The sequence below is a fragment of the Pseudomonas nunensis genome (genome assembly GCF_024296925.1).
Classification (GTDB): domain Bacteria; phylum Pseudomonadota; class Gammaproteobacteria; order Pseudomonadales; family Pseudomonadaceae; genus Aquipseudomonas; species Aquipseudomonas nunensis.
This window is the reverse complement of record NZ_CP101125.1, coordinates 5,870,843-5,893,768: the sequence shown is the minus strand read 5'-3', so window position 1 is coordinate 5,893,768 and position 22,926 is coordinate 5,870,843. Positions and strand designations below refer to the sequence as shown.

24 protein-coding genes and 2 pseudogenes are annotated in these 22,926 nt (G+C 58.7%); 8 read left to right on the top strand and 18 right to left on the bottom strand.

The window, feature by feature from the left end; translation table 11 throughout:
* Window positions 1-28: 28 nt before the first annotated feature.
* From rimK to rimA, 3 genes are read right to left on the bottom strand one after another with little or no spacing between them, the layout of a single operon-like run.
* Window positions 29-934, bottom strand: a complete 906-nt coding sequence (rimK, locus tag NK667_RS25915; RefSeq protein ID WP_054047778.1) for a 30S ribosomal protein S6--L-glutamate ligase — start codon at window positions 932-934, stop codon at window positions 29-31.
* Window positions 931-1,410 (bottom strand): retropepsin-like aspartic endopeptidase RimB, encoded by a 480-nt coding sequence (gene rimB, locus NK667_RS25910; RefSeq protein ID WP_054047776.1) that lies wholly within the window; start codon window positions 1,408-1,410, stop codon window positions 931-933. The genes rimK and rimB overlap by 4 nt, the downstream gene beginning before the upstream one ends.
* 17 nt (window positions 1,411-1,427) lie before the next feature.
* The gene (gene rimA / locus NK667_RS25905; protein ID WP_054047775.1) at window positions 1,428-2,207 is read right to left on the bottom strand and encodes a S6 modification regulatory phosphodiesterase RimA; all 780 of its coding nucleotides are present in this window, start codon (window positions 2,205-2,207) and stop codon (window positions 1,428-1,430) included.
* A 116-nt stretch (window positions 2,208-2,323) separates the two neighbouring features.
* Between rimA and NK667_RS25900 the strand changes: the two genes are divergently transcribed.
* Complete coding sequence (locus tag NK667_RS25900) at window positions 2,324-2,731, top strand: RNA-binding S4 domain-containing protein (protein ID WP_054047772.1); 408 nt, start codon at window positions 2,324-2,326, stop codon at window positions 2,729-2,731.
* Between the two features lie 132 nt (window positions 2,732-2,863).
* Here the strand turns inward: NK667_RS25900 and NK667_RS25895 are convergent, their stop codons facing one another.
* Window positions 2,864-3,664, bottom strand: a complete 801-nt coding sequence (locus NK667_RS25895; RefSeq protein WP_054616535.1) for a phosphatase PAP2 family protein — start codon at window positions 3,662-3,664, stop codon at window positions 2,864-2,866.
* Between the two features lie 102 nt (window positions 3,665-3,766).
* Here NK667_RS25895 and hslO point away from each other — a divergent pair, with 102 nt between their 5' ends.
* Window positions 3,767-4,669 carry an Hsp33 family molecular chaperone HslO gene (hslO, locus tag NK667_RS25890; RefSeq protein WP_054616534.1) on the top strand — a complete coding sequence of 301 codons (903 nt, stop codon included), beginning with the start codon at window positions 3,767-3,769 and terminating at the stop codon, window positions 4,667-4,669.
* A gap of 182 nt (window positions 4,670-4,851) precedes the next feature.
* Window positions 4,852-6,393 carry a phosphoenolpyruvate carboxykinase gene (locus tag NK667_RS25885; protein WP_054047766.1) on the top strand — a complete coding sequence of 514 codons (1,542 nt, stop codon included), beginning with the start codon at window positions 4,852-4,854 and terminating at the stop codon, window positions 6,391-6,393.
* Between the two features lie 192 nt (window positions 6,394-6,585).
* Here the strand turns inward: NK667_RS25885 and NK667_RS25880 are convergent, their stop codons facing one another.
* The 8 genes and pseudogenes from NK667_RS25880 to NK667_RS25850 all read right to left on the bottom strand — a co-directional run bounded on the left by NK667_RS25880 (window position 6,586) and on the right by NK667_RS25850 (window position 11,283).
* On the bottom strand, window positions 6,586-7,440 hold the full coding sequence (locus NK667_RS25880) for a DMT family transporter (RefSeq protein ID WP_054616533.1): 855 nt from the start codon (window positions 7,438-7,440) through the stop codon (window positions 6,586-6,588).
* Window positions 7,441-7,484: 44 nt separating this feature from the next.
* A pseudogene (locus NK667_RS32950) lies at window positions 7,485-7,627 on the bottom strand (DUF1493 family protein); the annotation flags it as partial.
* Window positions 7,628-7,647: 20 nt separating this feature from the next.
* Window positions 7,648-8,919 carry a type II toxin-antitoxin system HipA family toxin gene (locus NK667_RS25875; protein WP_054616532.1) on the bottom strand — a complete coding sequence of 424 codons (1,272 nt, stop codon included), beginning with the start codon at window positions 8,917-8,919 and terminating at the stop codon, window positions 7,648-7,650.
* A 2-nt stretch (window positions 8,920-8,921) separates the two neighbouring features.
* On the bottom strand, window positions 8,922-9,410 hold the full coding sequence (locus tag NK667_RS25870) for a helix-turn-helix domain-containing protein (RefSeq protein WP_054616531.1): 489 nt from the start codon (window positions 9,408-9,410) through the stop codon (window positions 8,922-8,924).
* A 180-nt stretch (window positions 9,411-9,590) separates the two neighbouring features.
* Entirely contained in the window at window positions 9,591-9,956 is a 366-nt protein-coding gene (locus NK667_RS25865) for a DUF1493 family protein (protein WP_054616530.1), read from the bottom strand.
* Window positions 9,957-10,266: 310 nt separating this feature from the next.
* Window positions 10,267-10,562: pseudogene (locus tag NK667_RS25860) on the bottom strand (hypothetical protein).
* Between the two features lie 171 nt (window positions 10,563-10,733).
* On the bottom strand, window positions 10,734-10,916 hold the full coding sequence (locus tag NK667_RS25855; protein ID WP_054616529.1) for an antitoxin PaaA2 family protein: 183 nt from the start codon (window positions 10,914-10,916) through the stop codon (window positions 10,734-10,736).
* A 61-nt stretch (window positions 10,917-10,977) separates the two neighbouring features.
* On the bottom strand, window positions 10,978-11,283 hold the full coding sequence (locus NK667_RS25850) for a hypothetical protein (protein ID WP_054616528.1): 306 nt from the start codon (window positions 11,281-11,283) through the stop codon (window positions 10,978-10,980).
* 297 nt (window positions 11,284-11,580) lie between these two features.
* Here NK667_RS25850 and NK667_RS25845 point away from each other — a divergent pair, with 297 nt between their 5' ends.
* Window positions 11,581-12,084 carry a hypothetical protein gene (locus NK667_RS25845; RefSeq protein ID WP_054616527.1) on the top strand — a complete coding sequence of 168 codons (504 nt, stop codon included), beginning with the start codon at window positions 11,581-11,583 and terminating at the stop codon, window positions 12,082-12,084.
* Here the strand turns inward: NK667_RS25845 and NK667_RS32600 are convergent, their stop codons facing one another.
* Entirely contained in the window at window positions 12,085-12,210 is a 126-nt protein-coding gene (locus NK667_RS32600; RefSeq protein WP_269084491.1) for a hypothetical protein, read from the bottom strand.
* Window positions 12,211-12,476: 266 nt separating this feature from the next.
* On the opposite strand from NK667_RS32600, the gene NK667_RS25840 reads away from it, so the two are divergent.
* From NK667_RS25840 to NK667_RS25830, 3 genes are all read left to right on the top strand, one after another.
* Window positions 12,477-14,411 carry a RecQ family ATP-dependent DNA helicase gene (locus NK667_RS25840; protein WP_054616526.1) on the top strand — a complete coding sequence of 645 codons (1,935 nt, stop codon included), beginning with the start codon at window positions 12,477-12,479 and terminating at the stop codon, window positions 14,409-14,411.
* 233 nt (window positions 14,412-14,644) lie between these two features.
* Entirely contained in the window at window positions 14,645-15,871 is a 1,227-nt protein-coding gene (locus NK667_RS25835; RefSeq protein ID WP_054616525.1) for a 3-hydroxyacyl-CoA dehydrogenase, read from the top strand.
* 146 nt (window positions 15,872-16,017) lie between these two features.
* Window positions 16,018-16,449 carry an acyl-CoA thioesterase gene (locus NK667_RS25830; RefSeq protein ID WP_054047748.1) on the top strand — a complete coding sequence of 144 codons (432 nt, stop codon included), beginning with the start codon at window positions 16,018-16,020 and terminating at the stop codon, window positions 16,447-16,449.
* A gap of 112 nt (window positions 16,450-16,561) precedes the next feature.
* Here NK667_RS25830 and NK667_RS25825 read toward each other — a convergent pair whose 3' ends face one another.
* From NK667_RS25825 to NK667_RS25810, 4 genes are all read right to left on the bottom strand, one after another.
* Entirely contained in the window at window positions 16,562-17,047 is a 486-nt protein-coding gene (locus NK667_RS25825) for a glycine zipper domain-containing protein (RefSeq protein WP_054047746.1), read from the bottom strand.
* Window positions 17,048-17,385: 338 nt separating this feature from the next.
* Window positions 17,386-19,734: an FdhF/YdeP family oxidoreductase gene (locus tag NK667_RS25820; RefSeq protein ID WP_054047744.1), complete on the bottom strand. Its 2,349-nt coding sequence runs from the start codon at window positions 19,732-19,734 to the stop codon at window positions 17,386-17,388.
* Window positions 19,731-20,570 (bottom strand): formate dehydrogenase accessory sulfurtransferase FdhD, encoded by an 840-nt coding sequence (gene fdhD / locus NK667_RS25815; RefSeq protein WP_054047742.1) that lies wholly within the window; start codon window positions 20,568-20,570, stop codon window positions 19,731-19,733. The genes NK667_RS25820 and fdhD overlap by 4 nt, the downstream gene beginning before the upstream one ends.
* A gap of 92 nt (window positions 20,571-20,662) precedes the next feature.
* Entirely contained in the window at window positions 20,663-21,550 is an 888-nt protein-coding gene (locus NK667_RS25810; RefSeq protein ID WP_054616524.1) for a LysR family transcriptional regulator, read from the bottom strand.
* 136 nt (window positions 21,551-21,686) lie between these two features.
* On the opposite strand from NK667_RS25810, the gene lysM reads away from it, so the two are divergent.
* Window positions 21,687-22,136 carry a peptidoglycan-binding protein LysM gene (lysM, locus tag NK667_RS25805; RefSeq protein ID WP_054047738.1) on the top strand — a complete coding sequence of 150 codons (450 nt, stop codon included), beginning with the start codon at window positions 21,687-21,689 and terminating at the stop codon, window positions 22,134-22,136.
* A gap of 118 nt (window positions 22,137-22,254) precedes the next feature.
* Here the strand turns inward: lysM and yrfG are convergent, their stop codons facing one another.
* A complete protein-coding gene (gene yrfG / locus NK667_RS25800; protein ID WP_054047737.1) occupies window positions 22,255-22,917 on the bottom strand; it encodes a GMP/IMP nucleotidase in 663 nt (220 codons plus the stop codon).
* Window positions 22,918-22,926 lie beyond the last annotated feature (9 nt).

Here is a 22,926-nt window from a genome sequence, read left to right as displayed (position 1 = left end):
GGCCCTCCAGCCGCCATAAATTTGAGGTTTAACCCTTGCCTTTGGTCCGCGTCATATTCGGCCCGCCATTTTTCTCCAGATGCTCAATGATGATCCCTGCCACGTTCTTGCCGGTGGTGGTTTCAATCCCTTCCAGCCCCGGCGACGAGTTCACTTCCATCACCAGCGGCCCGTGATTGGAGCGCAGGATATCCACACCCGCCACCGCCAGACCCATCACCTTGGCTGCCCGCAACGCCGTCATGCGTTCTTCCGGGGTGATTTTGATCAGGCTCGCACTGCCGCCGCGATGCAGGTTGGAGCGGAACTCCCCAGGCTTGGCCTGGCGCTTCATCGCCGCAATCACCTTGTCGCCGACCACGAAGCAGCGAATGTCCGCACCGCCGGCTTCCTTGATGTATTCCTGGACCATGATGTTCTGCTTCAGGCCCATGAACGCTTCGATCACCGACTCTGCCGCCGTCGCGGTTTCACACAGCACCACGCCGATGCCCTGGGTGCCTTCCAGCACCTTGATCACCAGTGGTGCGCCGTTGACCATGTCGATCAGGTCGGGAATGTCGTCCGGCGAGTGGGCAAACCCGGTGACCGGCAAACCGATCCCCCGGCGCGACAGCAATTGCAACGAGCGCAGTTTGTCCCGCGAACGGGCGATGGCCACCGATTCGTTAAGCGGGAACACCCCCATCATTTCAAACTGGCGCAACACCGCGCAGCCATAAAACGTCACCGAGGCACCGATCCGTGGGATCACCGCATCGAAACCTTCCAGCGGTTTGCCGCGGTAGTGGATCTGCGGCTTGTGGCTGGCAATGTTCATGTAGGCGCGCAAGGTGTCGATCACCACCATTTCATGGCCACGCTCGATACCGGCTTCGACCAGACGACGGGTGGAATACAGACGCGGGTTTCGCGACAGCACAGCGATCTTCATGCAACACCTGTGGAGGAGGTAGATACCGGGAACACCGGCTTGTCTTGTACATATTTGATTCCCGGATTGACCACCAACTGGCCGTCGATCAGGGCTTTGGAACCGAGTAACAGGCGATAACGCATGGACTTGCGGCAGGCGAGCGTGAACTCGACCCGCCAGACCCGATCACCGAGGGCCAGGGTGGTGCTGACCACGTAGCGCATCTGCGCGTGGCCGTTGGAGCTTTTAATGGTTTTCATCGTCACCAGCGGCGCCTCGCAGCGGCGGTGGCGCAATTGCACCACCGTGCCCAGGTGTGCGGTGAAGCGCACCCATTCCTGCCCGTCGCGCTCGAATGTCTCGATGTCGGTGGCATGCAGGCTGGAGGTGCTGGCGCCGGTGTCGATTTTTGCCCGAAGGCCCGCGACTCCCAGATCCGGGAGCGCCACCCACTCGCGCAGACCGACAACGGTCAAATGGTCAAATGTCTTCAATAGGAAAAAACCGGCGATTAACGCGTCCAGGCTTCAGGCGTTACCTGAGCCAACGCTTTGAATGCAGGTTTGGCGAACCAGTAACCCTGCATCAGAAATATTCCACAGTCCGCCAGGAAATCCCGTTCACCAGCGCTCTCAATGCCTTCGGCAATGACTGTAACGTCCAACTCCGCACAGATTGTGACAATCCCCCGAACGATAGCCTGACGAACACGGTCGCGATCGACATCGCGGATCAGCGCCATGTCGAGTTTGATCAGGTCCGGTTGGAAATCAGCCAGCAGATTGAGCCCCGAATAACCGGCACCGAAATCATCGATGGCGGTCTTGAAGCCGAATTCGCGGTATTCACGCAGAATATTGGTCAAATGGCGATAGTTATCTACGTGCTCGCTTTCCAGTGTTTCGAAAATCAGTCGGTCAATCGGGAAATTGTGTTTTTTTGCCGCCTCCAGGGTGCTGCGAATGCATAGCTCTGGACGATAGACGGCGTTGGGCATGAAGTTGATCGACAAGTGTGTCTGCATATTTAGATTCGCCGCGCCTTCGATGGCGCGGGTCCGGCAGAGCTGGTCGAAGCGGTAACGGTTCTCTTCTGTAACCTGATCTAACACGGACAACGCGCCTTCACCCGCCAGCCCACGGACCAGCGCTTCGTGGGCGAAAATCGATTGGTCACGCAGGTCGACGATCGGTTGGTAGGCGAAGGCAAAATCGAAGCCCAGCGCCTCGCTTTGCTGGCAGCCCTGGCAACCGGTTTTGGGTGAGGTCAAAGAAGAGGGGAATATAGTCACTCGATCACTCCATGCCGGTGAACCGGCCACGATCACATTCTATCTGGAGGGCCGAGTTCTTGCGCCCGACAGAAACGGTAGTACAGTTCCGACTACTGGCGGATAGAGGAATTCATATGGCACAAAAACAGGAAGAGGACGACAAGGTCCGTCTCGATAAATGGTTGTGGGCCGCGCGTTTTTACAAAACCCGTGCGTTGGCCAAATCGGCGATCGAGAGTGGCAAGGTGCACTGTCGGGGCGAGCGATGCAAACCGGGCAAGGAACCGCGCATCGGCGATGAGTTCCAGATCCGCATTGGGTTCGAGGAAAAAACGGTCGTGGTCCAGGCACTGTCGATCGTGCGCCGTGGCGCGCCAGAGGCGCAGACGCTGTATGCGGAGACCGAAGCGAGCGTCGCCAAGCGTGAAGCGGCCGCGGCGATGCGCAAGGCCGGGTCGCTGGGTGTGAGCACCGACGGCAAGCCGAGCAAGAAACAGCGGCGGGATTTGTTCAAGTTTCGCGGCAGTAGCAACGACGAGTGAATCAGTTGGTTATGTGTTATTTGGGCTGACGCCTTCGCGAGCAAGCCCGCTCCCGCAGGGGAAACGCATTCCAATGTGGGAGCGAGCCTGCTCGCGAACGAGTGCGCAGCACTCGCTGGCCGCTGCGGAGTATCAGGCGCTACGCACCACACTCATCCGCGAAACCACCGGCAATTTCCCCAGCAGCCCGAACAGCGGTGCCGTCACTTTCAGGAAAAATTCCGAAACGTGATACGCAAACGGTGTGTAGTAACCCCAGCCCAACGCCCACACCGCCAGCAACACGCCGCCGATGTAATCGTCCTGGCCCCAATGCGCGCCGGCCACCAGTCGCGGCATCATGAACAGCAGCGCCAGGCCCCAGATCGTCAGGGTCTGTCCGGTGCCACGGCTGAATACCGTCATGAACATCGCCCAGATCAACAGCACGGAAGCGTGATCACCGGGGAAGCTCTGGCTCGAGCGATCCTTCAGTTGCCACGTCCTCTCAAGCTCGGGGAAATAGTCGCTCATGTGCACGGCGCCGTTGATCATCATCGACGGGCTGCTGTGCTGCCAGTCCATGTAGTCGGCGAATTTCGAGAACAGCATGCGGATAAACAGCAGCAACAGCAGAATCGCTAGAAAGCCGAAAAATGCCCGGCGTACGTCGATGGCCTCGAACACCCAATCGCCTTTGATCAGCAGCGTCAGCAGAATCACCCCAACCACCGCATCAAATGGACGCAGACTTGCAATTGCCCAGATGTGGAGCCATATCGGGTTGCTGGCCAATGGAGCATTGAGCAGGTGAAACAGCCACTCGTCGAAAATCACGCACAACATCTGACCCGTAGGCCATAACCAGAATGCCAACAGTGCCAAAGGCACAAAATTGCACAAAACCAGCCGGCGCAGGTTCCACCTTGCTTGGAACAAACCCGGATTGTTCATAAAATGCCTCCAATGGCTGAACATTGCGCACCAAAGCGGTGCCGCGAAGCGTAATTGTCACTACTTGTAACTAAATTGTCATCACTTCAGATACCCAGACCTATGACCGATCTACCGGATTCCGACTTCACCCAACGCTTCATCTTCGATGACAGCGACACCCGCGGCGAGCTGGTGGCGTTGGAACGTAGCTATGCCGAAGTGCTGGCAAAACACCCCTACCCAGAGCCGGTCGCGCAACTGTTGGGCGAGCTGATGGCCGCCGCCGCGTTGCTGGTCGGCACCCTTAAGTTCGATGGACTGCTAATCCTGCAAGCGCGTTCCGATGGACCGATCCCGTTGCTGATGATCGAGTGCTCCAGCGAGCGCGAAATCCGTGGCCTGGCCCGCTACGAAGCCGACCAGATCGCGCCCGACGCGACCCTCGCTGACCTCATGCCCAACGGCGTGCTGGCGCTGACCATCGACCCGACCCAGGGCCAGCGTTACCAGGGCATCGTCGACCTCGACGGCGAAACCCTGTCCGAGTGCTTCACCAACTATTTCGTCATGTCCCAGCAGGTCGGCACGCGCTTCTGGCTGTACGCCGATGGCCGTCGTGCCCGTGGCCTGCTGCTGCAGCAATTGCCCGCCGACCGTCTGAAAGACGAAGAAGAACGCGCCGCCAGCTGGCAGCACATCACCGCGCTGGGCAGCACCCTGACCGCCGATGAATTGCTCAGCCTGGACAATGAAACCGTGCTCCATCGCCTCTACCACGAAGAGCAGGTGCGCCTGTTCGATGTGCAAAGACTGCGCTTCCGTTGCAGCTGCTCGCGCGAACGTTCTGCCAATGCACTGGTCAGCTTGGGTCTGGAAGATGCCCAGTCGCTGGTGATCGAACACGGCGGCCACATCGAGATCGATTGCCAGTTCTGCAACCAGCGCTACCTGTTCGATGCAGCGGATATCACTCAATTGTTCGCTGGCGCGGGTGTCGATACGCCGTCAGATACCCGGCACTAAAACGGTTCAGCGCAGGTAAATTCACTGGTTAGCGCCGGAATAACGCCGTTACGACGGGAGGGCCCTACTCTTTTTGGGCTTTTCTGGCATAATCCGGCCCACTTTTTGTCGCGGTAGTAGTGCACGACTTTCTACTACAAAACGTTTGGAGCACACTCGGCCACTGGCCGACGGGGAATCTCATGACGCAAGCCAATAACGCCGTGTACACCGATCTGAGTGTTGATGATCTGGTAAAAGAAGCCTTGAATCGCGGTGAAGGCGAGCTTGCCGATACCGGCGCGCTGGTTGTTCGCACCGGTCACCGCACCGGCCGCTCGCCAGTCGATCGTTTCATCGTTGACGAGCCGTCCACTTCGGCTTCCATCGCCTGGGGCCCGATCAACCGCAAGTTCCCGGCCGACAAGTTCGATGCCCTGTGGGCTCGCGTCGAGGCGTTCAACAACGCGCAAGAGCATTTCGTTTCCCACGTGCATGTAGGTGCGGCTGAAGACCACTACCTGGCCGTGAAGATGACCACCCAGACTGCCTGGCAGAATCTGTTCGGTCGTTGCCTGTTCATCAACCCGGAGCAGTACAACCCGGCCGGTCGTGACGAGTGGCAAGTACTCAACGTAGCCAACTTTGAATGCGTGCCTGAGCGTGACGGCACCAACTCCGACGGTTGCGTGATCCTCAACTTCGCACAGAAGAAAGTGCTGATCGCTGGCATGCGTTACGCCGGTGAGATGAAGAAAGCCATGTTCTCCGTGCAAAACTTCCTGCTGCCGGCCGCTGACGTGCTGCCGATGCACTGCGCCGCCAACATCGGCGAAGCAGGCGACGTGACCCTGTTCTTCGGTCTGTCCGGCACCGGTAAAACCACCCTGTCCGCCGACGAAAGCCGTTACCTGATCGGTGACGACGAACACGGCTGGGGCGAAGGCGTTGTCTTCAACATCGAAGGCGGCTGCTACGCCAAGTGCATCGACCTGTCCGAGAAGAACGAGCCGGTCATCTGGAAAGCCATCAAGCACGGCGCTGTGCTGGAAAACGTCGTCATCGACGACGCCAAGCACGCCGACTACGCCGATGTCAGCCTGACCCAGAATAGCCGCGCCGCCTACCCGCTGGAACACGTTGCCAAGCGCTCCGAGCAGAACCTCGGTGGCGAGCCAAACGCTGTGATCTTCTTGACCTGCGACCTGACCGGCGTCCTGCCGCCAGTCTCGATCCTCAGCGAAGAACAAGCGGCCTACCACTTCCTGTCCGGCTACACCGCACTGGTGGGCTCGACCGAAATGGGTTCCGGCAGCGGCATCAAGTCCACCTTCTCCACCTGCTTCGGCGCACCGTTCTTCCCGCGTCCGGCTGGCGAATACGCAGAACTGCTGATCAAGCGCATCCGCGGCTTCGGCTCCAAGGTCTACCTGGTTAACACCGGTTGGACCGGCGGCGGCTACGGCGTCGGCAAACGCTTCAACATCCCGACCACTCGTGGCGTGATTGCAGCGATCCAGAGCGGTGCGTTGATCGGTGTTGAAACCGAGCACCTGGACACCATCAACCTGGACGTGCCGTTGGCTGTTCCTGGTGTCGAGACTGGCCTGTTGAACCCGCGTAATACCTGGGCTGACAAGGCTGCTTACGATGAAGCTGCCAAGGCGTTGGCTGGGTTGTTTGTTGAGAACTTCAAGAAGTTTGAAGTGAGTGATGCGATCAAGGCTGCTGGGCCTAAGCTGTAAGGCTTGGTCTGACGCAGTTAAAGAGCCGCTCTTAGGGGCGGCTTTTTTGTGGGCGCTGTTTAGTCCTGAAGGTAACGGAGATTACTTGTGGGAGCGGGCTTGCTCGCGAAAGCGGTCATTCATTCAACATTGATGCTGACGGCTCTACCGCTTTCGCGAGCAAGCCCGCTCCCACAGGAATTAGCGTGCGCTTCAGGTTTTTAGATGCAGAACTAATGCGCCAACCAAGACCAAAACAACGCCCAGCACTTGTACCTTGGCCAATCGCTCCTTGAAAAACACATAACCCAAAATCGCCGCAATACCGCCCGACAATGTGCTGATCACGGTCACAACCGAAACTGATCCGGCCACCGCGCCCCAGGCGAATGACGAAAAACCACCCAGGTTCATCAGGCTTGCACCCGTCAGCGTCATGCAGTTTTTCAGGGGCGGGATTTTCAAGCCGTCCTTTATTTTGATCACGATGAGCACCAGCACGATCAGCCCAACCAGATAAGCGAGCCAGAGCATCGTCACTGGCCCAAGAACAGGAAGGACGAAGTGTCCTTGCAACCAAAAACTGGTGCCGTAGAAACTGGCTGCCAACAATGCGTAGGCAATCGAACTGCTGGCTTGTGTGGTGTGTGGAATCTTCGGGTCAGAGTGAATGCTGGAAAGAATCACCCCGAGCACGCACAGGCCAATGCATAGCAGTTGAATCAAGCTGATCTGCTCACCGCCAGCCCAGGACAGCAATGTCGTGACCACGCCGTAGGACGTCACCAGCGGCGCGACAATGGAGGCTTTGCCGAGGGCGAAGGCTTTGGACAGCGCCAGGGCACCGGACACGGTCAGGATGGCGGCGCCAACGCCGATTAACCAGACGTTGAGTGGTGCAGCCATGGATTTGAAGATGAAGCTGGGAACGGCGATCAGCAACAGGCTCATGATCGTGAAGCCCAGTGCCTGCCCGAAATACACGGCCCTTTTGACGCCGACTGCGCGGGCATTCAGGCCCACGAGAAAATCCGTACCACCCCAGAGCAGGGCGGCGAGTAAACCCATCAGTACGTCCACGCTATGTCCTTATAGGTGTTCGCTGCGCACGTTTAGAGGCTTTCCAGCTCCTGAGTGTTCCAGCGGTAGAGCATGCGATAGTCAACGGGACTTTGTCGCCGCGACCCCTGGCCCCGCGTTTGAGGAACACATCGTAGCCTTCGGGTTGGAAGTAGCGATAGGTATCTTGTTCGATGATAAGAGGAGGGCTCTCAGCTATTTTCCTGATAGCCGAAACGCTGAAGCCATGTTGTCTTGCTCCCGTTTCGACAGCCCCGCAGCACTGGCCACTTTTGGCCACTGGCTCACCACTTCTTGGAAACGCTCAATAATCTCCTGTGCATCATCACGGCTAACACGGAAGATTTCGGCGACTTCGCGAGCGATTTCGAGATCCAGCGCATTGTCGGCATCGGTAATGTTGAGCTTCAATCCATCGGCATGTGCGACCGGATTCATGTCGTAGGCATCAGACAGGCGCCACCCACGACCCGGATCAAGAAGGAAGCCATGGTTGCGCATGTGATCGTCGGTATTTGAAACCAAGATGTTGAACACAATCCGTGACCACAATTCGCGGAGATCTTCGTCGGGCTCTGAACCGTGCTGCACGAGTACTTCTGCCAACTCAAGGTAGCTAGCGCCTACTGACGCATCATCACCGTCTACGCGGTCGGTCATGGTCATGGCTGAAGCGAAATGCAGTCGCCCTCCCGTTGCAGTGCGGTCGAAGCGTTTGACCATGAAGCAGTAATGGTCACTCGCATAGCGCTGCGCCATTCCCGTAGCCACGCGCAGACCACATTGCTTCGCCATGGCGTTCACCACGAATTCCCATCCGCCGACGTCATAGTCGTCGCGTGTACTCGGGAACTTGGCGATCCACAGATGACCGTTCTTGTCAGCAACGCTGGCCTTGGGTCTGGCGCCGCCCAGTGAGCCACCGGGTGCAATCAACATTCTCAACCACTCGCGCCCATCGAGCGAGGTGTTGTCTGGATCGTTTTCCAGCGCGCGACTTGCCTGTTCCAGCTCCCGTAACTTGATAAAGGGCGGCGCTGCCAACCCATCTCGATCGTCCAGAAAACTACCTTCATCATTCAACTTGTAGCGGATAGCACCGACTCGATAGAGGTCGTGAACGCCTAGAAGGTAATCCGACTCGTAGAGCTTTGTGCCCTTCGGGACAAGTCCTTCGCGGATGTCCCGCTCCAAGCGGCGTTTCATTAGCAACTGGCCCCAGCGATCCGGGCTTGAGTCGGCAAAAGCGCCGAAGCGAGTCTGGTGCTGGCCAGGGAATTGCCGTCCTTCGAAGAGCCCGATGCGGGGATCCAGCGTCGTGAAGTTCAATTCGGGATCGGCCAAAGCGGTAGGGTCGTATTCAAATTCGAACACGTTGTTGGAGCGAGCTTTTCGGGCATGGAGAAACCCGAGCCGCCTTGGTCCGTTCAGGGTTTCCCAATCGGCATACACCGCGATCAGTGTCATTTTCAATCCGTCCCGGGTTTGGTTTTCTTCGTGGTGAACAACTTGGAAAACGAGTGAGTGTTCAACGGGAAATCAACCTCAATATCCGAATCGGAAATGGGGCTTTCCGATGCTTCCTCCGTCCTGTCTCGAATTGGTGACGACGCCTTCGTGGAGGTCACTTTGCGTACTCGTTGGCGTTTACCGGCTGCTGCGTTCGCTTGTGGAGTTAAGCGCGCGTCTTGCAGCTGGCGTCCCAACTCATCGGTTGCTGCGAGCTTACTCAAGTCTTTCTCCAAGCCCAGAACCTGCATCACAGACATATAGGCGCCCATCGTCACGCCTGAAGCGCCGGACTCCAGAGAGCGAAGCGTTGTCAGCGACATGCCAGCCCTTTCAGCGACTTGCTTTGCGGTCAGCCTGCGACGCAGTCGAGCGAGTTTCAGGCGTTCGCCAAACTCCGCGAGCAGTCTGGATGCGGATGGCATGAGAGGCGCTGTTTTCTTAGCCATATGCCATTATTCCTTCATTATTTGGCTTTAACTACCAGAATAATAGCACTTATGTAGTGATTTGCAGGGTGTTGCAAGGCACGGCCTTCGGTACCGCTGCAAACGGTCGAGGCCGGAATTAATTTTTATAACTGCCATTATTCCAACCGAATGCCTGCTAAACAGCCAGAATAATGCCATTTATGTATTTCGCTGGAGAGATTCCAGAGCTTGCGTATCCCACTGTTGCACCTTGACCGCTTGGTAAAGCATGCCGATGGTCAGCGGGATTTTGTCACCTCGACCCTTCGCCCGGCGCTTGAGATGCACATCGAACCCTTCGGGTTGGAAGTAGCGGTAGGCGTCGTAGTCGACCAAGTCGATCCCAAACTGTTCTTCCAGCGCCTCCATCAGTTGTCGCGCATCGGCGCCGTCGCAGCCGAGGTCGAAGTTGATCGAGGTGGCGAGGCTGATGGCTTTGCGTTCGGGCAGGCCGAGTTCTTCGTGCAGCAGCTGCATGAGCAGGTGCATGGCGTGGTCGTCGGGGAAGTTGGGGGCGAGGTTCATGGTGCGTGTTCCGTCAGGGGCAGTTCGATGAGGTGGATTAAGCCTGATTTCGCGGCGTGTTGGATGTTGATCAACACAGCGAACCTGATATTCGCGGGAAGGCTGGCGCGCACCGCGTAGGATTTCGTTCATCTGTTGCATGCTTTCCATTAGGTCATCAAAAAACTGGCTCATGGTTATGCTCAGGTTTTGATCGTTCCTACGCTCCGTGTGGGAATGCAGCCCGGGACGCTCTGCGTGCCAAGAGCCGAACGCGGAGCGTCCGTTGAGGCATTCCCACGCGGAGCGCGGGAACGATCTTCACTCGGTGTCAGGCAGGTGCTTTCCATCCCATCATGCGTTGCTGGGCGACTTTCAATAGGTCGCAGCCATCCTGATTCAGCAGGTAGAGCGCGTGGGTGATGTGCGGGATGTCTTCGACGTCGCCGTGTTTGAAGCAGGTACAGTGCAGGGTTTTGAGGAGGTCGCTGGGGCTCGGATTCGCTGGAGGGCGGCTTCGAGTATGTCCTGGGGGTTGGCTTCTGTGTCGATGATCAGGGGCGGGGAATCGGTGAGGTTGGTTTGTAGTGGGCGGTAGCGATCAAACAACGAATTTAATGATGTCACTGAGGAACACCTCTATTGAGTTGGAAATATGCGTCCTCTCTTTCGGGTGACCAAGCCCGAGTCGCTGATTTGGCAGCGACACTCCGACTATAGGTTTGAGCCACAGGGCGGCGATAGGCGATAAGGAGTCCTCGTTTGTAGGAACGGGATGAAGCTTCGGCAGGGCATTGCCTACAGCTTTTTCCCATGTCGCAATTTCTCCCGTTTGATTGCAAATATGCGTCTGGCTTCTTCATCTGGAATGCTTGGGCGCGGGTCGTCGATGCTGGCTTGTACCTGAGCTCTGAACCACGCGTCGTAGGCTTCTTTTTCGAGCAGTTGATGTTGATGTTGATGTTGTTGGGCATCGGGCATCGGGCATTTTTGTTTTCATCGGGTACACCGGGTTTTCGTTCTTCGCGGGCAAGCCTCGCTCCTACACCAGGCCGGATTCTGTAGTGGTCTTCGGCAAGCGCTGCCGGGCAACTTCCAGGAGTTCGTTGCCGTCCTGGGTAAGCAAGTACAGGGCGTTGATGATGTTTGGGATATCGCTCGGGTCGGCCTCTTTGAAACTTTGGCAATAAAGCGTCTCAAGCAAATCGCTGGCGGCGCGGATGCGTTGGCGGGCGGCGTCGAGGATTTCGTGTGGATCGGCTTCGGTGTCGATGACCAGCACGGGGGTGTCGCTGTAACTGGACTTGAGTGGGTGAAAGCGATTTGTCAGCGTGCAAGGTGTGTCCATCGAGGTTTCTCCTGTGTGAAATCACGGCAGGCCGAGACACCGTTTCAGCCGCGCCGCAGACTATAGAAGGGCCTGGAACGGCGCCGCAATATGGCCACGATGGACAGAAATCGTAGGGGTTTTACCCGTGTTTTCGGACCCGGCCTACGCATTCCCCGAGGTTTTTTACCGTAAAACCCTTACCAGTAAAATTTCCCACGGGTTTGTCAGGCATTACGCGGTGAACCTCTGTAAGGTGCGCGCCAGAATCTGTAGGGCGTTTCCAAACGTCTGACCAACGCTTAAAGGGAATTAGGTATGCAATGGCTACGTATGGCCTCGATTTTGTTGTTGTGGGCAGGTGTTTGTCGTTTGACGGGCGCCACCGACGTGGCCGGTTCGATGGTTCAGGACAATATGGATCGCACCGGTTGGCCGGATGCGCTCACCAGCCAGGCTGACGTCGATACTGCGTCCCGCGCCGAAGTGCTGATGGTCGGCAAGGCGCTGCTGGACAGCGAAGCGCTGGACGAACCCGGCCTGAAACAACGCTTGGGCGTGCACACGGTAAAGCTCAAGTCGGTACGACAAGTGCGTGACGGGTTGTGGGATCGGTTGCTGACCACCTACCGCAATGCCAGCCAGAACTGTGATGGCCAACCCTTCTGCCCGCGTGTGCGCAGCGTCGCTGATTTACGTCAGTTGGCGGCGGCGTTCACGGGCGAAATCAGCCCGGCCTATGCCGCGTGGGCCAGCAAGAGCCGGGTGTTTCATGAGCAGGCATTGAATGAGCAACTGCGGGTGGCGGTGCTGGTGCCGTAGTCAGCTGGCGATGTCTGGCTGAACAGTGGAATGCACCGCAAGCAGCGGCGGTTCGTCAGGGAATTTGCCGCATCCGCTCAGCAGCAGCGATGCAAGAACCAGGGCGAAAATCGAAGTGTGGGGCATGCTCGTTCCTTCGTGAGAAATCCGCGCCCATCAGGCGTCCTGCCGTGATGTGAAATACGCGGATAGTGGTTTTGAGGAGGTGAACCTTACCTCTTGACCGAGTGGCTCGGTGAGCAAGAAAGTGTTTCGTTTGTTTCATCCTGTGGCAAAGAAGCAGGGTGGCAAGGCTGTATCATCCCGTATCGTTTTGGTCCCGACCTTTTCTCGACTCGCTGCAATCGCCGGCTAGGCTTTTGGCATCGCAGCAGTCAACGGAGTGACAGCTTATGCACAACACCCTGGAACAGGTTTTCGGTTATCCACAGTTTCGGCCCGGCCAGGAGGCGGCGGTCAGCGCGGTGTTGGCCGGGCGTTCGGCGGCGGCGATTTTCCCCACCGGCTCGGGCAAGTCCCTGTGTTATCAATTGCCGGCGCTGTTGCTGCCGCACCTGACGTTGGTGGTGTCGCCACTGCTGGCGCTGATGCAGGATCAGTTGGCATTCCTGCAACGCCACGGCATTTCGGCGGGCAGTATCGATTCGGCACAGAGTCGCGATGACGCCAGTGACGTGATGGCCCGCGCCAAGTCCGGCGAGTTGAAGATCTTGATGATTTCCGTGGAGCGCCTGAAGAACGAGCGCTTTCGCAATTTCTTGCAGCAGGTGCCGATCTCGCTGCTGGTGGTGGACGAGGCGCACTGCATCTCGGAGTGGGGCCACAACTTCCGCCCCGATTATCTCAAGCTTCCTGACTACCAGCGTCAGTTCAACATCCCCCAAGCCCTGCTGCTGACCGCCACGGCGACGCCGAAAGTCATCGCGGACATGGAGGCGAAATTCGCCATCGCCGCCGAAGACGTGGTGACCACCGGTTTCTATCGGCCCAACCTCAATCTGCTGGTGGAACCGGTACGCGGCCAGGACAAACGCCGACGTCTTGTCGAGTGGATGAGCCAGCGCCCGAACCAGCCGAGCATCGTCTACGTCACCCTGCAGAAAACCGCCGAGCACATTGCTGAGCACCTGGGTCGCAACGGCATCCAGGCCGAGGCTTATCACGCCGGTTTGCCCCACGAACAGCGGGAAGCGATTCAGAAGCGCTTCATGGGTGGCCAGTCCAATTGCATCGTCGCGACCATCGCTTTCGGCATGGGCATCGATAAAAGCGACATCCGCAACGTTGTGCATTTCGACCTGCCCAAATCCATCGAAAACTACAGCCAGGAAATCGGCCGCGCCGGGCGTGACGGGGAGCCTTCCGACTGCCTGGTATTGGCCAACCGCGACAGCCTCAACGTGCTGGAAAACTTCGTTTACGGCGACACGCCGGAGCTGGACGGCATCCGTTGCGTGCTCGACGAACTGCAAGCCGCTGCGCCGGAAGGGCAGTGGGAGTTTCTGCTGGGGCCGTTGGCAGACCAGAGCAATATTCGTCAGCTGCCGCTCAAAACCTTGCTGGTGCAATTGGAACTGCGCGGGATCATCGCGCCGCGTTACGCCTATTACGCGGAATACCGCTTCAAATACTTGCAGGAGCCCGAAGCGTTGCTCGCCCGTTTCGAGGGTGAGCGCAAGGACTTCGTCGCGGCGATCATCCAGACCTCCGGCCGCGCACGCACCTGGGCGACGGTGAATTTCGATGCGCTGTACGAGCAGCATTCGGCCGAGCGTAATCGGGTGGTCAAAGCGCTGGATTACTTCCAGGAGAAGGGCTGGGTGGAGCTTGAAAGCAAGCAGATGACCGAGGTCTACAGCCTGCTGCAAACCGGTTTTGATGCCCAGGCGTTGAGCGAAGAATTACACGCCTATTTCACACGCCATGAACAAACCGAGATCGCGCGGATTCACGCCATGCTCGATCTGTTCGCCACGGATCATTGCCTGGGTTATCGCCTGGCCGAATATTTCGGCGACGAAAACGCGCCTCGGCAATGCGGGCATTGTTCGGTGTGTCACGGAGATGTGGCGCGACTGCCAGCACCACCAGAGTTGCCGGCGCTTGTGGATAAAAACTTCGAAGCGATGTGCGGTGATTTTATCCACAGGCATGAGCAGTACACCGGGCATGTCCCGTCGGCGGAGCGGGTGACGCGGTTTTTGTGCGGAATCAGTGTGCCGTTGTTTACCAAGCTCAAGGCGCGCGCGATTCCGGGGTCTGGTGTGCTGGAGGATTATCCGTATGCCGAAGTGCGTGATTGGGCACAGGCGCATTTGTCCGGTTGAAACACCTACCCCTGTGGGAGCGGGCTTGCTCGCGAAGGCGGTGTGACAGTCAGCGATGATGTCGACTGACACTGCGCCTTCGCGAGCAAGCCCGCTCCCACAAGGGGGTTTGCAGTGATCTTGCGGGCTGCATCCATCCCCTGAATGTCCCCCATCACAGGAATAAATTTCAAAAAACTGTGGCGGCTGACTATGGTGAAGGCTGTCTTTGGATCGCCAACAAGAGAACAACAATGAGCCAGACGCCGTTCAATATTCAGCGCGCCGCCGTGATCGGGGCGGGCACCATGGGTCGTGGGATTGTCATGTGCCTGGCCAACGCCGGGGTGCCGGTGCAATGGGTCGATAACAATCCGCAGATGCTTGAACAGGCATTGGCCGCAGTCGCCGAAACTTACACCCACAACGTGCGCCAGGGCCGGATCGATCAGGCCGAGGCAGACGCTCGCCTGGCGCGAGTGTCCAGCGCAGCCGATTACGCGACGATCCGCGATGTTGATCTGGTGATCGAAGCGGTCTACGAAAACCTCGAACTGAAGCAGAAAATCTTCCGCGAGCTCGACGGCTTGCTCAAACCCGAAGCGATTCTGGCCAGCAACACTTCGGCGCTGGATATCGACGCGATTGCCGCCGCTACTCGCCGCCCAAAACAGGTCCTGGGCCTGCACTTCTTCAGCCCCGCGCACATCATGAAACTGCTGGAAATCGTCCGTGGCGCGCAAACCGCTCCGGCAGTGCTTGATGCTGCGATGGATCTGGGCAAACGCATGGGCAAGGTCAGCGTGGTGGCGGGCAACTGCCACGGGTTTATCGGTAATCGCATGCTCAATACCTACGTGCTTGAGGCGCGCAAGATGCTGCTTGAAGGGGCTTTCCCGTATCAGGTGGATGCCGCGCTGCAAGGGTTCGGTTTCGCCATGGGGCCGTTTCGCATGTATGACGTGGTCGGCATTGACCTGGGATGGCGTGCTCGCGAACTGGCTGGCACGGGTCAGGATGCGCCGGAAGTCCAGGTCGACAATCGACTGTGTGAGCTCGGGCGGTTCGGCCAGAAGAGTGGCGACGGTTATTACCACTATGAGCCGGGAAGTCGGCAGGCTGAGCACGATGTAGAGGTCGATGCGCTGGTGCTGGAGGTCAGCGAGGGATTGGGCTTCCAGCGGCGCGAGATCAGCCCTGAGGAGATTCTGGAGCGCTGCTTGCTGGCACTGGTCAACGAAGGGGCGAAGATCCTTGAGCAGGGCATTGCCGGGTCGGCCCATGACATTGATCTGGTTTACCTCAACGGCTATGGCTTCCCGGCGGACAAGGGCGGGCCGATGGCTTGGGCGGATCGGCAGGGATTGGCAGATATTCATCAGCGGTTGCTGGCGCTGGAGACCCGGCAAGGGGATCAGTGGAAGCCGGCGCGGTTGATCGGGGAGTTGGCGGCGGTTGGGAAGGGGTTTGCTGACAAGTGAGTGATGCGGCGTCTGTGTGGACGCCTTCGCGAGCAGGCTCGCTCCCACAGTTGATCGCATTCGTCCTGTGGGAGCGGGCTTGCTCGCGAAAAACGATAACGCGGTTTTCGCTTTAGACTGGCCACCCAACCCAGGAACCCATACTAATGTCCAACCCGATGCCCCAACGCACCGACTACCCGCACTTCCAACCCATCACCACACGCTGGCACGACAACGATGCCTACGGTCACGTCAACAACGTCACCTACTACAGCTTTTTCGACACAGCGGTGAACACCTACCTGATCGAAGTCGGCGGGCTGGATATTCATGACGGTGAAGTCGTGGGTTTTGTGGTGAGTTCGGCGTGTGATTACTTTGCGTCGATCGCTTTCCCGGATCGCATCGAGATCGGCCTGCGGGTCGGCAAGTTGGGCAATAGCTCAGTGCAATACGAACTGGCGGTGTTCAAACACGGCGACGATGAAGCCTGTGCGGCTGGGCGCTTCGTGCATGTGTTTGTGGATCGGACGTCCAATGAGCCGGTGTCGATTCCTGCCGGGTTGCGCGAGGCACTGGAGCGGTTGGTGCTCTGAAACGAAAAAATCGCAGCTTCCGACAGCTCCTACAGGGATTTATGTACACCCGTAGGAACTGCCGAAGGCTGCGATCTTTTGAACTGCTTGCTGAGTAATCAGCAATCAGCAATCAACGATGACGATAGTTGTGATGCTTGCGGTGACCGTAGGCATGGCCGCGGTGACGGCGATCATCGCGGTAGTAGCGACGATCATCACGGCCGCCGCGATAGGAGCGACGATCGTCATCCTCATCGCTCTTGTTGCCCATGTAGTTGCCCAGTGCGCCACCGGCGCCGCCGCCGGCTGCCGAGCCGATCAGGCTGCCGGTGCTGCCGCCCAGGCTGCGACCGACTACGTTACCGCCTGCCGCGCCCAACGCACCGCCAATGGCGGCTTCACCACGGCTGCGTTTGTCTGCGCCAACTGCGCTACCACCCGCGCCGCCCAGGGCCGCGCCAATGGTGGAACCTGTATTGCCGCCTAGTGACTGACCGACGACCGAGCCCAAAACCCCGCCCAATGCGCCGCCCACACCTGCTTCGGTGGTGCCTCCGGCAGAAGCAAAGCCACTGGCCAGGCTAAGGGACAACAAGAGAATCGAGGAGAACTTCATAGAGGAACCTCAAGGGGATGACGGCGCGATCCTGAGGCTGTGTCCTGATTGTGACAATCGAAATCCGACGAGTAACACGACTTGTACACAATTCTATAAGTTACTGTTTTTTGGGCGGAACTTAAGGCTTTTTTGCCGGTCTTTAGCTACTTCGGACAGGCCGTTTCTATACAGAAATGGCCTTTTTTGTGGGTGATTGGAAAGTGTTGGCGCGAGAGGATTCGTTGAATGATATGCCGCCATCGCGAGCAAGCTCGCTCCCACATTTGATCCGCGTCGAACACAAATCCACTGTGGGAGCGAGGCTTGCTCGCGAAGAGGCCGGACCTGCTGTCGTGTTACGCCGACTTGGCCAAAATCAAACCTGTCTCACTCGCCATTTCCAACCGGATCGCCACAAACTTCGACGTCGGCGTATGGCTGCCATCCCCGGTGCTTTCCAGCGGCACCAGCGGGTTCACTTCCGGGTAATACGCCGCAGCCTGCCCGGCAGGAATATCAAACGCCAGCAACGTAAAGCCTTTCACCCGACGCACACGGCCATCGTCCCAGATCGAAACGATGTCCGCCTTCTGCCCTGGCTTGAACCCCAGGCGAATGATGTCCGCCTCGTTGACGAACAACACATCCCGTTGACCCTTCACCCCGCGATAACGGTCATCCAGACCATAAATCGTGGTGTTGTACTGATCGTGGGAGCGCAACGATTGCATGATCAGGTCCGGCAAAACGCCCGTGGCGCGTGTGCGTTCATGCACCAAGTCTTTCGGCAGCGCGTTCGGCCGGAAATTGGCCCGGCCCGACGGCGTGTTCCACTTGCGCGCTCCGGCGCTGTTGCCGAGGTAGAAACCGCCCGGGTGTTTGACCCGCTCGTTGAAGTCGCGGAAGCCCGGAATGGTGTCGGCAATCAGATCGCGGATGCGGTCGTAATCGGCTACCAGCCAGTTCCAGTCCACCGGTTTGCTGCCCAGGGTCGCGGCGGCGATGCCGGCGATGATGGCCGGCTCCGAACGCATCTGGGTCGACAGTGCCTGCAACTGGCCGTTGGAGGCGTGGACCATGCTGAAGGAGTCTTCGACGGTTACCGCTTGCGGGCCTTCGGTCTGGATGTCGATGTCGGTACGGCCCAGGCACGGCAGGATCAGCGCTTCTTTACCGTGGGCCAGATGGCTGCGGTTGAGCTTGGTGCTGATCTGCACGGTCAGGTCGCAATTGCTCAGGGCCTGGAAGGTGCGCGGGCTGTCCGGGGTGGCTTGGGCGAAGTTGCCGCCCAGCCCGATAAAGACTTTGGCGCGACCATCGGCCATGGCGTGAATCGCCTCGACCACGTTATGGCCGTTTTCACGCGGCACCTTGAACTGGAAGCGGCGTTCCAGTGAGTCGAGGAACGCCACCGGCGGACGCTCGTTGATGCCCATCGTGCGGTCGCCCTGCACGTTACTGTGGCCACGCACCGGACACAGACCGGCGCCCGGCCGGCCAATGTTGCCGCGCAGCAGCATCAGGTTGGCGATTTCCTGGATGGTCGCGACCGAATGGCGATGCTGGGTGATACCCATCGCCCAGCACATGATCACGTTCTTGCCTTTGACGTACATCCGCGCCGCTCGCTCGATTTCCACCAGCGGCAGGCCGGATTGCTCGACGATCTGCTCCCACGAGGTGTCGTCGACGATGCCGAGGTACTCCAGCACGTTGGCACTGTGTTCATTCAGGAAGTCGTGGTCGAACACCGCAGGTTCACCGGCCTTCTGCGCATCGCGTTCCCATTGCAGCAGGAATTTCGCCATGCCACGCATGATCGCCATGTCGCCGCCCAATGCCGGACGGAAGTACGCGGTGTTGGTCGGCTTGTCGCCGTTGGTGAGCATTTCGATCGGGTGTTGCGGGTGCTGGAAACGTTCCAGGCCGCGCTCTTTGAGCGGGTTGATGCACACCACTTGAGCGCCGCGTTTCACCGCTTCGCGCAGGGGTTCGAGCATCCGCGGGTGGTTGGTGCCGGGGTTCTGGCCCCAGACGAAAATCGCATCCGCGTGTTCGAAGTCGTCGAAGGTCACGGTGCCTTTACCGACGCCCACGCTCTGCGCCAATGCCACACCGCTGGCCTCGTGACACATGTTCGAACAGTCGGGGAAATTGTTGGTGCCAAAGGCGCGCACGAACAATTGATAGAGGTACGCGGCTTCGTTGCTGGCGCGGCCCGAGGTGTAGAACTCGGCTTGATTGGGGCTCGACAGGCCCTGCAAATGTTTGGCGATCAAGGCGAACGCCGCTTCCCAACTGATCGGCTTGTAGCGATCGGTTTCAGCGTCGTAGCTCAATGGCTCGGTCAAACGGCCCTGGTACTCGAGCCAATAATCACTTTGCTCCAGCAACGCCGTGACGCTGTGCTTGGCGAAGAACGCGCCATCGACGCGCCGTTTGGTGGCTTCCCAGTTCACCGCCTTGGCGCCGTTCTCGCAGAACGCCACCATGCCGGCTTCATTGGAATCGCCCCAAGCGCAGCCGGGGCAGTCGAAGCCGCCGTTCTTGTTGGTCTTGAGCATCATGCGCAGGTTTTTCAGCGCGTTGTCGCTGGTCAACCAGGCCCGGGCAACGCTGGCCAGCGCGCCCCAACCACCGGCCGGACCTTTGTAAGGCTTGTAACGCGGAACGGGTTTCTGGTCGGCTTGATTGTGTTGACTCACGCTTGATTCTCCAACGCAGGGCTGTAGACCCGCGGCGCACTTTTTTGCGGCAGGTGGATGAGATTGAGGTTGTGACGACGGGCCCATTGCACGGCAAGGCCCGTGGGCGACGACAGGCTGACGAGGGTCTGGATGCCTGCGCGCAGCACTTTCTGGATCAATTCGAGGCTGCAACGGCTGGTGACAATCGCCAGTCCGCCAGCAGTCGGGATGTTCTGGCGGATCAAGCCGCCGATCAGCTTGTCGAGGGCGTTGTGCCGGCCGATGTCTTCGCGGCCCAGCAGCAACTCGCCCTGGCCGTTCATGAACACTGCCGCATGCACCGCGCCGCAATGTTGGCCCAGCGGCTGGAACGCGCCGATGCGCTGGCGCAAACCGTCGAGCCATTCAGCGGGCGGCAGCGGTGCACCGGGCAATACTTTGAGATCGGGCAATGCCTGCTCGACCGCTTCCACGCCACAGAGTCCACAACCGCTGGTGCCGGCGAGTTGCCGACGTTGCTGCTTGAGGTTCCAGAAGGCGCGATTGGCGATGGTCACTTGCGCGTATTGCGCCGAGCCCTCACCGGTCAATTGCAGGTCATAGATGTCGGTAGCGTCTTCGATGATGCCGCTACCGAGGCTGAAACCGACGATGAAGTCTTCAAGGTCCGTCGGGGTGACCAGCATCACGGCCTGGCTGATGCCGTTGTAGGCGATCGCCAACGCCACTTCCTCGGCAAGCGCGGTGCTGGCCGATTCGGTGTATTGAAGGTCGCTGTAACTGTAGGTCTGGCTGGCGGCGGGCGCGGGCGTTTCGAGTGCGGGCGCCGCGCTTGCAGGGCGCTTGGCGTTCATGACTTCACCGACGGTTTGATCAGCTCTAAGCCTATGCGCGTCAACTTGTCGCGTCTAATCGCTATTACTGATCTACCGATAGATGCCGTCGATCAAGACTCGCTCTGCGATTTCTGATAGATCGCGAAGCAGGCCTCCGCCAATGCTGAGCGCGGGGCGCTGCGACGCATGATCAGCCCCAGCCGGCTTAGGGTTTGCGCGTTTTCGATGGGGTGCAGGCGCAAATGGTCGGTGAGGTTTTCCAAACCGCTGTCCAGCGGCATCACCGCGCAACAAAACCCACCGTGAACCGCTTGTAACAATTGATGGACCGCATCCGTTTGCAGCAACGGCTGGGGAGTCAGCCCGCGACTGTGGAAATTGTGGTCGATGGACTGACGAAAGTGCATGCCGCTGGTGAGCATGCCCAGGGGCAGTTCGATCAGCGATTCCCAGTTGAGCGGCGCCTCTCCAAAGTTGTAAAAACGCTGATCGTAGAGCAGGCCCATGCGGGTTTCGCTGAAGGCCAGGGAGTCGAAGCGCTCACCATCCAGACGTTCCAGGTAGGAGACACCGAGGTCCAGGCGATTGTTCGCCAGTTGTTCGAGGATCTGCTCGGAACTCAGCGCCGATAGTTCGAAGCGCAGGTTCGGGTGTTCGGCGTGCAGGCGTTGCATCAAGGGCAGCGGATCGAAACTCGACAGCGGCACCACGCCCAGGCGCAACGTACCTACCAGATTGCCGCGACAAGCAGCGGCTTCGGCCTGCAAACCGTCGTAAGCCGCCAGCACCGTACGCGCCCAGGCCAGCACCCGCTCGCCCGGCGCGGTGAAGCCTTCGAAGCGCTGACCGCGATTGACCAGCGGCAACTCGAGTTCTTCTTCGAGGCTGCGCAGGCGCATCGACAGTGTCGGCTGGGTAATGTGACAGCGCGCGGCGGCTTGGCCGAAGTGTCGGGTTTCGTCGAGGGCGATGAGGAATTTGAGCTGCTTGATGTCCATCTTCGCTCCAAGGCGCGGGCAGGGTTTGCGATTCTAGCGCTTGCGCGGGGTGGGGTCATTGGTCGGCTGGGAACCGGGCTTCAGGAGTCTGGTCTAGTCTTTTGCGTCTGGACCCTTATCCCATGGAGAGAACACGATGAGCCTTTTCAGCTTTTTGAAAGATGCCGGAGAAAAAATCCTTGATGCGCTGACGCCGGACAAGGCCGAAGCCAATAGCGAGGCGCTGACAAAGCATGTGAAGGATGCACTGACGGGTATCGACACTTCGAAAATTCAGGTGAAGGTCGAAGGCGAGAAAATTATTGCCACGGGCGAAGCCGCCAGTCAGGAAGAGAAAGAAAAAATTCTGCTGGCCCTCGGTAACGTGGCCGGCATCAGCGGCGTGGATGACCAGATCACCGTGACTGGTCCGGTGGCCACACCGGCGAAGTTTGTCACGGTGGAGAAAGGCGACACGCTTAGCGCCATTTCCAAGCGTGTGTATGGCGATGCCAACAAGTACAACAAAATCTTTGAGGCCAACAAGCCGATGCTCAAGGATCCGAACAAGATCTATCCGGGGCAGTCGTTGCGGATTCCTGAGTAAGGTTTGAGATCGCTTTCGCGGGCAAGCCTCGCTCCTACAGGTTTTGTGTCGGTCTCGTAATGTGCGTACGACACAAACCCGTAAGAGCGAGGCTTGCCCGCGAAGCAGGCGGCGCGGTCTAGAGCCCCTCAATCAAATCCCGATAATCCCCCACCGCCGCAAATTCCGCCGTGTCCTTCGGTCCTTTGCGACTGTCCGGCTCGCTCACGGCCAACAGATGCGCCACGCCAAAATTCCGCGCACTGCGCAGGATCGGCAAGGTGTCATCGATAAACAGGCTACGCGCCGGATCGAAGCCGATGTCCGCCTGAAGTGCATCCCAGAACTGCGGATTCTCTTTGGCAAACCCGTAATCGTGGGAGCTGATCAGGCGCTCGAAATACGGCGCCAGTTCAATCCGCTCCAGCTTCAATGACAGCGAATCACGATGGGCATTGGTGATCATCACCACCCGCTTGCCGGCCTGCTTGATCGCCGCCAGGAAGGTGTCTGCATCCGGTCGCAGGGCGATCAGGTGCGCGGTTTCCAGTTTAAGTTCGCGCACCGGAATCTTCAGTTCGGCGCTCCAGAAGTCCAGGCAGTACCACTGCAACTGGCCGGCGTTACGTTCGAACAACGGCTGCAATTCCATCTCGGCCATGGCCCGGCTCACCCCGTGCAACTCGGCATAACGCTGGGGCAGGTGTTCCATCCAGAAATGGTTGTCGTAGTGCAGGTCCAGCAGCGTGCCGTCCATATCCAGCAGAACGGTGTCGATGTCGCGCCAGGGTAATGAAGGCATGGCAAACGT

Excerpts from the sequence above, each read along its gene's own strand:
- rimK (WP_054047778.1), bottom strand. The coding sequence starts at position 934 with ATGAAGATCGCTGTGCTGTCGCGAAACCCGCGTCTGTATTCCACCCGT.
- NK667_RS25900 (WP_054047772.1), top strand. The coding sequence starts at position 2,324 with ATGGCACAAAAACAGGAAGAGGACGACAAGGTCCGTCTCGATAAATGG.
- NK667_RS25895 (WP_054616535.1), bottom strand. The coding sequence starts at position 3,664 with ATGAACAATCCGGGTTTGTTCCAAGCAAGGTGGAACCTGCGCCGGCTG.
- hslO (WP_054616534.1), top strand. The coding sequence starts at position 3,767 with ATGACCGATCTACCGGATTCCGACTTCACCCAACGCTTCATCTTCGAT.
- NK667_RS25885 (WP_054047766.1), top strand. The coding sequence starts at position 4,852 with ATGACGCAAGCCAATAACGCCGTGTACACCGATCTGAGTGTTGATGAT.
- NK667_RS25880 (WP_054616533.1), bottom strand. The coding sequence starts at position 7,440 with ATGGGTTTACTCGCCGCCCTGCTCTGGGGTGGTACGGATTTTCTCGTG.
- NK667_RS25875 (WP_054616532.1), bottom strand. The coding sequence starts at position 8,919 with ATGACACTGATCGCGGTGTATGCCGATTGGGAAACCCTGAACGGACCA.
- NK667_RS25870 (WP_054616531.1), bottom strand. The coding sequence starts at position 9,410 with ATGGCTAAGAAAACAGCGCCTCTCATGCCATCCGCATCCAGACTGCTC.
- NK667_RS25865 (WP_054616530.1), bottom strand. The coding sequence starts at position 9,956 with ATGAACCTCGCCCCCAACTTCCCCGACGACCACGCCATGCACCTGCTC.
- NK667_RS25855 (WP_054616529.1), bottom strand. The coding sequence starts at position 10,916 with ATGCCCGATGCCCAACAACATCAACATCAACATCAACTGCTCGAAAAA.
- NK667_RS25850 (WP_054616528.1), bottom strand. The coding sequence starts at position 11,283 with ATGGACACACCTTGCACGCTGACAAATCGCTTTCACCCACTCAAGTCC.
- NK667_RS25845 (WP_054616527.1), top strand. The coding sequence starts at position 11,581 with ATGCAATGGCTACGTATGGCCTCGATTTTGTTGTTGTGGGCAGGTGTT.
- NK667_RS32600 (WP_269084491.1), bottom strand. The coding sequence starts at position 12,210 with ATGCCCCACACTTCGATTTTCGCCCTGGTTCTTGCATCGCTGCTGCTG.
- NK667_RS25840 (WP_054616526.1), top strand. The coding sequence starts at position 12,477 with ATGCACAACACCCTGGAACAGGTTTTCGGTTATCCACAGTTTCGGCCC.
- NK667_RS25835 (WP_054616525.1), top strand. The coding sequence starts at position 14,645 with ATGAGCCAGACGCCGTTCAATATTCAGCGCGCCGCCGTGATCGGGGCG.
- NK667_RS25830 (WP_054047748.1), top strand. The coding sequence starts at position 16,018 with ATGTCCAACCCGATGCCCCAACGCACCGACTACCCGCACTTCCAACCC.
- NK667_RS25825 (WP_054047746.1), bottom strand. The coding sequence starts at position 17,047 with ATGAAGTTCTCCTCGATTCTCTTGTTGTCCCTTAGCCTGGCCAGTGGC.
- fdhD (WP_054047742.1), bottom strand. The coding sequence starts at position 20,570 with ATGAACGCCAAGCGCCCTGCAAGCGCGGCGCCCGCACTCGAAACGCCC.
- NK667_RS25810 (WP_054616524.1), bottom strand. The coding sequence starts at position 21,550 with ATGGACATCAAGCAGCTCAAATTCCTCATCGCCCTCGACGAAACCCGA.
- lysM (WP_054047738.1), top strand. The coding sequence starts at position 21,687 with ATGAGCCTTTTCAGCTTTTTGAAAGATGCCGGAGAAAAAATCCTTGAT.
- yrfG (WP_054047737.1), bottom strand. The coding sequence starts at position 22,917 with ATGCCTTCATTACCCTGGCGCGACATCGACACCGTTCTGCTGGATATG.